The 9088-nt window shown below is 60.1% G+C and carries 5 protein-coding genes and 1 pseudogene; all 6 read left to right on the forward strand.

The genetic code is table 11. The features are described from left to right. The first annotated feature begins 376 nt into the window (after nucleotides 1-376). The 6 genes and pseudogenes from GHK62_RS26290 to GHK62_RS26315 all read left to right on the forward strand — a co-directional run bounded on the left by GHK62_RS26290 (nucleotide 377) and on the right by GHK62_RS26315 (nucleotide 8881). The gene (locus GHK62_RS26290) at nucleotides 377-2236 is read left to right on the forward strand and encodes an ABC transporter ATP-binding protein (RefSeq protein ID WP_153441945.1); all 1860 of its coding nucleotides are present in this window, start codon (nucleotides 377-379) and stop codon (nucleotides 2234-2236) included. After that, the gene (locus GHK62_RS26295; RefSeq protein WP_153441946.1) at nucleotides 2236-4152 is read left to right on the forward strand and encodes an ABC transporter ATP-binding protein; all 1917 of its coding nucleotides are present in this window, start codon (nucleotides 2236-2238) and stop codon (nucleotides 4150-4152) included. Before GHK62_RS26290 ends, GHK62_RS26295 begins: the two co-directional genes overlap by 1 nt. A gap of 112 nt (nucleotides 4153-4264) precedes the next feature. Continuing rightward, nucleotides 4265-4807: pseudogene (locus GHK62_RS26300) on the forward strand (MFS transporter); the annotation flags it as partial. Between the two features lie 10 nt (nucleotides 4808-4817). Continuing rightward, nucleotides 4818-5096 (forward strand): asparagine synthase-related protein, encoded by a 279-nt coding sequence (locus GHK62_RS26305; protein WP_327791095.1) that lies wholly within the window; start codon nucleotides 4818-4820, stop codon nucleotides 5094-5096. 624 nt (nucleotides 5097-5720) lie between these two features. Continuing rightward, on the forward strand, nucleotides 5721-7094 hold the full coding sequence (locus GHK62_RS26310) for an ISNCY family transposase (protein WP_153439248.1): 1374 nt from the start codon (nucleotides 5721-5723) through the stop codon (nucleotides 7092-7094). Between the two features lie 359 nt (nucleotides 7095-7453). Next, the gene (locus GHK62_RS26315) at nucleotides 7454-8881 is read left to right on the forward strand and encodes an ISNCY family transposase (RefSeq protein WP_153437736.1); all 1428 of its coding nucleotides are present in this window, start codon (nucleotides 7454-7456) and stop codon (nucleotides 8879-8881) included. The last annotated feature ends 207 nt before the right edge of the window (nucleotides 8882-9088 follow it).

A 9088-nucleotide genomic window follows, 5' to 3' on the forward strand; every position in this document is an offset into this window, starting at 1 on the left:
TGGTTGAATCGGCAGTCGGTACCAAGGGGAGGGAGTAAGCACAGCGGCATCGTAATAAAAAAGTGTCGATCTTTTCCGAACGGTCGGAAATGGGAAACACAATGCTGCGCGCCGGGCACCCATTCAATAGAAGGCTTGCCACCGTGGTCTTGCCGATCCCGAGCGAACCATTGAGCAGGATGAACATACGCGTAGTTTAGTCGACAAAATTTCATTCGCAGGGGCATCGAGAAAATCGCCAGCCCTGAAGGAATATGCTTCTCAAAGCACTTGAATCCATTGTAACCATGGCGCTAATAGTTCGGCAGGCGCATTTGATCGTGAGTCGCCTGGCTCCCGCGCCGAAGGCTCAAAGAATCAAGTCTGGAACATACCCTTGAGCAGCGATGCCATAAAGGGCGCAACGAAGCTTGAGAATTCGTTTGCGCATGTAACGGCAGCCGGTTGGGGCCGAGGGCTCAACATACTGGTGCGCGTCACCTGCATGAATTTGCGGCATCCATGGCAGGTCTCCCTGGCCATCGGCTCAACCATCGTTGCAGCAACGCTGCAGCTGGTCATCCCTCGACTGCTCGGCAGCGCGGTAGATCAATCTCAAACCGCCATGGGCGGCGGTGCTGCAGGCGCTGTCGCGGGACAAGCCCTCTGGATCTCGGCTCTGCTTCTACTTGCCGTTAGCGTGCTGCGCGGCCTCTTCACGATGATGCAGAATTATTTCGCCGAGGCGGTCGGACATCACGTCGCATACGAGCTGCGCCTCGCATGCTACGAAAAAATCCAGCGCCTCAGCTTCTCCTTCCACGACCAGATGCATTCGGGCGACCTGATCACCATCGGCATGCTCGACCTCGAGGGCGTGCGGATGTACTTCTCGACAGCGCTGGTGCGTGCCGTGCTGCTCACTATGCTGATCGGCATCGGCGCCTATATGCTGGTTTCGACTGATGTCATGCTCGGCCTTCTGGCGCTGAGCTTCGTGCCTTTCGTCGGCTGGCGCTCGTCAGTCACCCAGCTCCGGCTGCGCGCCACTTGGCTGGAGCTGCAGGAGCGGCTTTCGGTGCTCTCACGTGTGATGGAGGAAAATCTCGGCGGCATCCGCGTCGTGCGCGCCTTTGCCAGCCAGGCTTACGAGATGCTAAAGTTCGACCGCGCCTCCAAGAACGCGCTGGAGCTCGCGCACGAGCGCGTGGGCATCCGGGTGCGCAACACCTCGGCCATGACCTTCTCCTTCTTCGTCGCCATGGGGCTGGTGCTGCTCGTGGGCGGAGCCAAGGTCGGCGCCGGCGAGATGAGTGTCGGCCAGCTGACCACCTTTTTGACGTTCATGACCATCCTGCAGATGCCGGTCCGCCAGATCGGCCTGATGGTCAACGCGTTCGCGCGCGCCTCCACCTGCGGCTCGCGTCTCTTCGGCCTGCTCGATCTCGACATCGCAATCAAGGACGCGCCGGACGCCCAGCCTCTGACGATCACGGATGGCACGCTCCGCTTTGAGAACGTCTCTTTCGCCTACCCGGCAGCCGGGAGCCGGCCGATCCTGAACGATGTGAGCTTCGAGGCACGCAAGGGCGAAACCATCGGCATCGTCGGCCCACCCGGCTCGGGCAAATCGACCGTCGCGCATCTCATCCCGCGCTTCTACGATGTCACGTGCGGGCGAATCACCCTCGATGGCCAGGACATCCGCAAGGCCACGCTCACGTCCCTGCGCAGTCACGTGGCGGTGGTGCAGCAGGATGCTTTCCTGTTCACCACCACGATCGAGAACAACATCGCCTATGGCGACCCCTGGGCCAAGGAGCAGCGGATCGAGCGGGCAAGCGAGTCGGCACAGCTCCATAATTACGTGCTCGGCCTGCCCACCGGCTACAAGACCGTGGTTGGCGAGCGCGGCGTGTCGCTTTCTGGCGGCCAGCGCCAGCGGCTTGCCATCGCGCGCACCATAATGCTCGGGCCCTCGGTGATCGTCTTCGACGATTCCACCGCCGCGATCGACGCCGCCACCGAGCAGCGCATCCGCTCGGCCATACGGCGCTTCGCACAGGATCGCGTCACGATCGTGATCGCCCATCGGCTGAGCTCGCTGATGCATGCGGACCAGATTCTGTTCGTGGAGAACGGCGAGATCGTCGAACGGGGCACGCATGACGAACTGCTCGCCAGGGACGGCCGTTACAAGGCGCTTTATGATCTTCAGGTTCGCCCGGGCGACAAGATGCTAAAGGACGCGGGCTGATGGTCCAGGGGCAGGCAGGCGAGATCGAGGCGGAACGCAACGACGTGCGCGACGATGGGCGCCGTCCGCCCCGCGCCGTCGTCGGCTCGCACCGCATCGAAGAGGAGATGTTCGGCCGCGCTTTCGACAAGAACATCCTCAAGCGTATCTGGGCGTTCATTCGGCCTTACCGTCAGAAGGTGGTGGCCTCGGTCGCCGCGGTGCTGATCTTCACTGGCACCCAGCTGGCGATCCCGCTGATTATCCGCTACGCGATCGACCACGGCATGCGCCCGGGCCACGTGGACAGCTCGGCGTTAGCGTGGGCGGCCGCGGCGTTTGCGGCGGCGATCCTCGTCAACTATGTGGCGAGCTATACCCAGGAGACCGTGGTCGGCCAGATAGCCGAGGACGTGCTCTCCGACATACGCCGCGCCATGTTCGGCCACCTGCAGAAGGTTTCCCTGTCCTTCATGGACAAGACCGAAGTGGGCCGGCTGATGTCGCGCCTCCAGGGCGACGTCAATTCCATGCAGGAATTCCTCGAGACCTGCGTGCTTTCGATCGGCGACATCGCGCTGCTCCTCGGCATCGTCTTCGTCATGCTCTGGCTCGATTTCCGTCTGGGTCTCCTGACGCTTGCGGTGCTTCCGGTGCTCTTCATAGTGCGCATCTTTTGGCTGCCGCGCGCCCGCGACGCCTTCATGGCCGCCCACGAAACCAATTCGGTTGCCAATGGCGCGCTGGCCGAGGCCATCCACGGCGTGCGAGCGGTCCAGTCCATGGACCGCCAGCGGGTCAACTTCGCGCTTTACGACGACAAGGCGCACGCGAACCTGAAGACGCATCTGACAGCTGCCAAATACGCTCAGGTGATGGTGCCGATCGTCGACAGCCTGACGGGCGTCGCCATGGCCGTCGTCATCGTCGTCGGCGGCTCAATGGTCATGAACGCGCGGATCGACGTCGGCGTGATGGTCGCCTTCCTGTTCTATATCCAGCGCTTCTTCGACCCGATCCGCTCGCTGACCTTGCAGTATTCGGTCATGCAGCGCGCCATGGCTTCGGGCAAGCGGCTCACCGACGTCCTTGACGTCAAGATCGATGTCGAGGACAAGCTGGATGCCATAGCGCTGTCGCCCGACATGGACGGCTCGGTCGAATTCAGGAACGTCACCTTCGGCTACAATCCAAAGCATCCGGTGCTAAAGAACGTCACTTTCCGGGTCAATCCCGGCGAGACAATTGCGCTCGTCGGCCCGACGGGTTCGGGCAAGTCGTCCGCCATGGCGCTCGTTCACCGCTTTTATGACGTGCAGGAAGGCCAGGTGCTGGTCGGCGGCCACGACGTGCGGGACTTGACCCAGGAATCGCTCGGCCGCCAGGTCGCCATGGTGTTGCAGGAGCCTTTCCTCTTCACCGGAACAGTCTTCGAGAACATCCGCTACCACAAGACCGAAGCCTCACGCGAAGAAGTGACCGAAGCCGCCAAGGCTGTCGGCGCCCATGACTTCATCATGAGGCTGCCCGGCGGCTATGAAGCCCAACTCGACGAGCGCGGGAGCAACCTTTCTCTCGGCCAGCGGCAGCTGATCAGCTTCGCTCGCGCCCTTGTCGCCGACGCCAAGATCCTCGTCCTCGATGAGGCTACCGCCAACATCGACAGCTACACCGAGATGCTGATCCAGAAGGCGCTGATCAGGCTGCTCGAAGGGCGCACCGGCCTCGTCATCGCCCATCGGCTGGCCACGATCCGCGGAGCGGATCGCATCGTCGTGCTTCAGTCGGGGCAGATGATCGAAACTGGAAACCATAGCCAGCTGATGGACGCGGGGGGACTTTACTCCAAGCTCTACAACCTCAACTATGCCTCTTTCGACGATATTATCGAGGAGGAACTCGAAGCTTCGGCGCGGGGCGGCTCGTCGCAAACCTGAAACCTGCCCCGCCGCCCAATCCTCGGTACGTTTCCGAGTCGATGTGGATCGCCACTCCTTCATCGTAATAGACTTTAGCAAGATGACGACCTAGGTGTGATAGGCATACATCATGCAGCGTGATGATTCGTATTCGGGCATCTCGACGACACTGGCCCCTCTTCAGAACCGGGCGTTTCGCGCGATTTGGTCGCTACGCAAATTTCAAGCCTTGGCTGGCTGGTGCAGACGACCGCCATCAGCTGGCTCATGGCGACGATTTCAGCCTCCGATCTGATGGTCGCACTGGTGCAATCTTCTTCCACGCGACCGGCATTTTTTCTCTCTATCCTCGCTGGAGCCATTGCCGACAGCTTTAGTCGACGAGGTGTGATGCTCGCCGGCCACTGCTTGATTGCTTTAGCTTCCGCGACGCTGGCGACTACGGTGGCCATGGGCTTTCTCAACCAATGGCTCATACTTCCGATTGGGATTTTTGGCGGGCTGCGGATTTGCCCTCAACGATCCAGCCTGGCATGCGTCGGTCGGTGACATCTTGGAGAAACGAGACATTCCGGCGGCCGTCACGTTGATGTCAGTCGGTTACAACATCATTCGAAGCATAGGCCCGGCTTTTGGGGGGCTCATCCTCGCTTTTCTCGGGCCACTTGCTGCTCCCTCTGATCGTGCGAGATCATGAATCGACCGGCGCGATCACCGAGAAGTGGTTGCTCCGGAAAGCCTGTGCGGACCTGCTGCCTGAGAGCCTGGTCTGGCGGAAAATGGCGCGGTTCGATAAAGGATCGGGGACAGTGACTTTGCAAACGCTCACCGGCAAGACCGTTCAAATCGACCGTGTGCAGGAAGGCGCACTTTACGAGAAGTTTCTGCGCGAACGCTTCGTCGATTCCGACCTTGTTCTCGCTAATGCCGGACGCTGGAACGCCGACCGCGTCGCAGGATAGTAACTTATAGCCGGTCCATTGCCGACCTTGCTGGCGCGATGCCCTGGAACCTTTCGTTTCGGGTATCGGCAGGCGGCTCGCTGTTTTGTCTGGTTGTCTACACCCCCGCAGCCTGCGTATTTTTCCGCGCTATACCCCCCGGGAATAATCAACATTAGCCACCAACAAAGTTGATCTGGAAATATATTCGGTTAGTCAAGTTTCAGTTGCATGTATTCTTTGTCAATCAAGCTAGCATTTCCTAACTGACAAATAATAACCGACAGACACGTTAACCACTCAGTTCCAAAGAGTGCAGTTTCGGCACTGTAGCTGGGTGAGTGAGTGAAAGAATGGCTCTAGAAAACAGGTGCTTGGTTGATGTCATCGCCAAGCAGCCCGTTGCGCCTCCAACAACGGGCTGTTTGTTGCTTTCTGAACGGTCACAACCCATCACAACGGTTTGATCCATCGGGAAAATCGAGAGTGGTTGACCGACGAAAAAGCAACACGTCCCAAATGACCGTCCAGTTCCATAATGTATATTATGCCACGATGTAATGTAGCCGCAAAGTTAAAGTGTCCTGATCCTGCAAAGTAAGAATGTCACTCTCCCCGGGTTTTCGATGACCTGGGAGATTGCGGATGGGATTGATTGCGATGAGCGAGCGCGATCTGCAGCGGATAGAAGTTTTGTCGAAGGTGATCGCCGGGCGCATGACGCTTGTGTCGGCGGCACATGTGCTTGATCTGAGTACCCGCCAGGTACGTCGTCTGATGGATCGGATTGAGACGAGCGGTGCGGCGTCGATCCGGCACAAGGCGATCGGCCGGCCATCGAACAACCGGATCAGCGACGGTGTTCGGGATTATGCAGTGGCACTCGTTCGCGAGCGCTATACGGATTTCGGGCCGACGCTGGCGGCCGAGAAGCTCGCCGAGCGCGATGGATTGCGTGTCTCGCGCGAGACGTTGCGCCAATGGATGTCGGAGGCCGGCCTGTGGCTGTCGCGCGAGCAGCGGCGGACTTTTCATCAGCCGCGATTGCGGCGCGAGGCCTATGGCGAGCTGGTGCAGATCGATGGATCCGAGCATCGCTGGTTCGAGGATCGCGGTGACCCATGTTCATTGCTGGTGTTCATCGACGATGCGACCGGCAAGCTGATGCAGTTGCGGTTCGTACGCTCGGAAAGCGCCTTCAGCTATTTCGAGGCGCTGGAGCTCTATCTGAAGGCGCATGGTGCGCCGGTCGCCTTTTATTCCGACAAGCATTCGGTGTTCCGGGTGGCGAAGAAGGACGCCAAGGGCGGCCAGGGCATGACCCAGTTCGGGCGTGCGCTTTGTGAGCTAAACATCGAGATTCTTTGCGCAAACTCGAGCCAAGCCAAGGGCCGAGTCGAGCGGATGAACCGGACGCTCCAGGATCGGTTGATCAAGGATCTGCGCCTGGAGGGTATCTGCGGCATGGACGACGGCAACGCTTTCCTGCCAAGGTTCATGGAGCGCTATAACCGGCAGTTTGCCATTACCCCTGCCCGGGCCGATGATCTGCATCGGCCGCTGAACCTTGCCCCGGATCGGCTGCGCGACGTCCTGTGCAAACGTGAGCAGCGTTATGTCGGTGCCCAGTTGACGTTTTCGTTCGAGCGCCAGCGGATCATGCTGGAAGAGAACGAGGTGACGCGTGGGTTGGTGGGCCGTTATGTCGAGACCTATGCCTTCGCCGATGGCCGGCTGGACGTGCGCTGGAAGGGGCATTCCCTGCCCTACAGGACGTTCGACAAGGACCAGCGGGTGACGCATGCGGCGATCACCGAGAACAAGCGGCTTTCCGATGTGCTGGCCTATATCAAGGAGCGTCAGGATCAGCGACTAACGCCGAAGGTCAAGACCAACAGCGAGAAGATCGGCTACACGCCGCGGGGCGGCAAGCCGGGTCGGAAGGCGGATTTTATGAACGACCCCACCGTCATTGCCCGACGGCGACAAGCGCTCTCTGACCTCGATGCGGCGGAATGATCGGCTGCTCCAACTGTCAAAGCTAAAGCCGGATGGTGCGTCTCACCCGCCCCCTCCCTTCCCTTGCAACCCGGCCCAGCCGGTCCGGTCGGGGGCTTGCCTCAGTGCAGGTGGACATGTCGAGTGTCGCATTTCTAACTGGCTGAAGACGCGCCCAAAGTGACATTTCTACTTTGCGCAACAGCGGACATTTCAACCTCGCCGCCACAGTTGATGTAGCGGCAGTTTAGAGATGCGACATATGAGCCAGTTAGAGATGCGACAGTCGTCGCCTCTTGGGATGCTGGTCAAACGTCAACGTTTGGAAGGAAGACTGGCGAGGTGAAGCGTGGTTGAGACCATGAGCGTTCGGAGTCGTCATGTCTTGTTTGATCACCATGTCGCAGAAGGAATTGCATCGTCTTGAACTGATCCAGCGGATTCGCGGGCGCAGCCTGACCGTCGTCGAGGCGGCCGCGTTGCTTCGTCTTAGCCGCAGTCAGGTCCACCGGCTGTTGCAGGCCTATGACCAGGCCGGCGCCGACGGTCTCGTCTCGAAGAAGCGCGGCCGTCCGAGCAACCGGCGTTACAGCGAGGACTTCCGCAACCTGGTGCTCGACCTGGTGCGTGAGCATTACCTGGATTTTGGACCGACGTTGGCCGCCGAGAAGCTGCTCGAACGCCACCGGATTGCCGTCAGCAAGGAGACGCTGCGTCAGTGGATGATGGAAGCCGGCATCTGGGTGTCGCGACGCGAGCGCAAGAAGCGGGTTTTCCAGCCGCGCGGCCGGCGCGATTGTTTCGGCGAACTCGTTCAGATCGACGGCTCGCTTCATTGGTGGTTCGAGAACCGCGGACCCAAATGCGCCCTGCTCGTCTATATCGACGATGCCACCGGCAAGCTCTTGCATCTGCGCTTCGCCGGATCGGAGAACACCTTCGACTATCTGCACGCGACGAAGGCCTATCTGCAGCAATGGGGCAAGCCGATCGCCTTCTACAGCGACAAGCATGGCATCTTCCGCACCACCCATGCTTCCAAGAAGGACAGAACCAGTGGCCTGACGCAGTTCGGCCGGGCCCTTTATGAGCTCAACATCGACATCATCTGCGCCAATACCCCGCAGGCCAAGGGGCGCGTCGAGCGCGCCAACCAGACGCTGCAGGATCGGCTGGTCAAGGAACTGCGGCTGCGCGGCATCGACTCGATCGCGGCGGCCAATGCCTATGCGCCGGAGTTCATGGCCGACTTCAATCGCCGCTTTGGCAAGGCGCCGCGCAATCCGAAGGACATGCATCGGCCGTTTGCCGCGCATGAGAACCTCGATGGCGCCATGTGCCGCAAGGAGGTCCGCAAGCTGTCGCAGTCGCTGACGCTGCGCTATGACAAGGTGATGTTCATCCTCGATCCGACCGACCTCGCCACGGCGCTCGCCGGCAAGAAGCTCATTGTCTGCGACTATCCCGACGGCCGCCTCGAGATCACCCATGAGGGGACGTCCCTGCCCTACAGAGCCTTCGACACCTTACGGTCGGTGCACCGCTCCGAGGTGGTCGAGAACAAGCGCCTTGATGACATGCTGGCCGTGGTCGCCGAGATGCAGGCCGGACGAGAGCAACAGCGCAGCAAGGGCGGGCCGCGCCGCACCGGCCAGACGGACCACATGTTCGGCATACGCGACGGCAGCCAAAGCAATGGCTACCAAAAGCGCGGCACCAAGCCTGGCCGGAGGACGGATTTTACCAAGGATCCGGTGGTCATCGCCAAGCGCCAGCAAGCCCTTGCGCAGCTGAAGGCGGCGGAGTGATCGGGGTGTCAAAGCTAAAGTTTATCTTGCCGCTGGAGCCATCCGCCGCCGACCGGGCTGCGCAACCCTGACCAGCTCCACCCGGCCGGCGGCTATCGTCTGCGTACTTTGTAAATATAGCAACTTGCAAACGAAGTAATAAGGAGTAGGATGACGTCGCGTTTCTAATTTGACTACTTTGTCTCATCTTTAAATAGCTGTGACATT

Origin of the sequence: Sinorhizobium terangae, from assembly GCF_009601505.1 — a bacterium.
GTDB classification, from domain to species: Bacteria; Pseudomonadota; Alphaproteobacteria; order Rhizobiales; family Rhizobiaceae; genus Sinorhizobium; species Sinorhizobium terangae.

What these genes read in the sequence shown, in the direction of transcription:
- GHK62_RS26295 (WP_153441946.1), top strand. Translation starts at nt 2,236, where the DNA reads ATGGTCCAGGGGCAGGCAGGCGAGATCGAGGCGGAACGCAACGACGTG.
- GHK62_RS26310 (WP_153439248.1), top strand. Translation starts at nt 5,721, where the DNA reads ATGGGATTGATTGCGATGAGCGAGCGCGATCTGCAGCGGATAGAAGTT.
- GHK62_RS26315 (WP_153437736.1), top strand. Translation starts at nt 7,454, where the DNA reads ATGTCTTGTTTGATCACCATGTCGCAGAAGGAATTGCATCGTCTTGAA.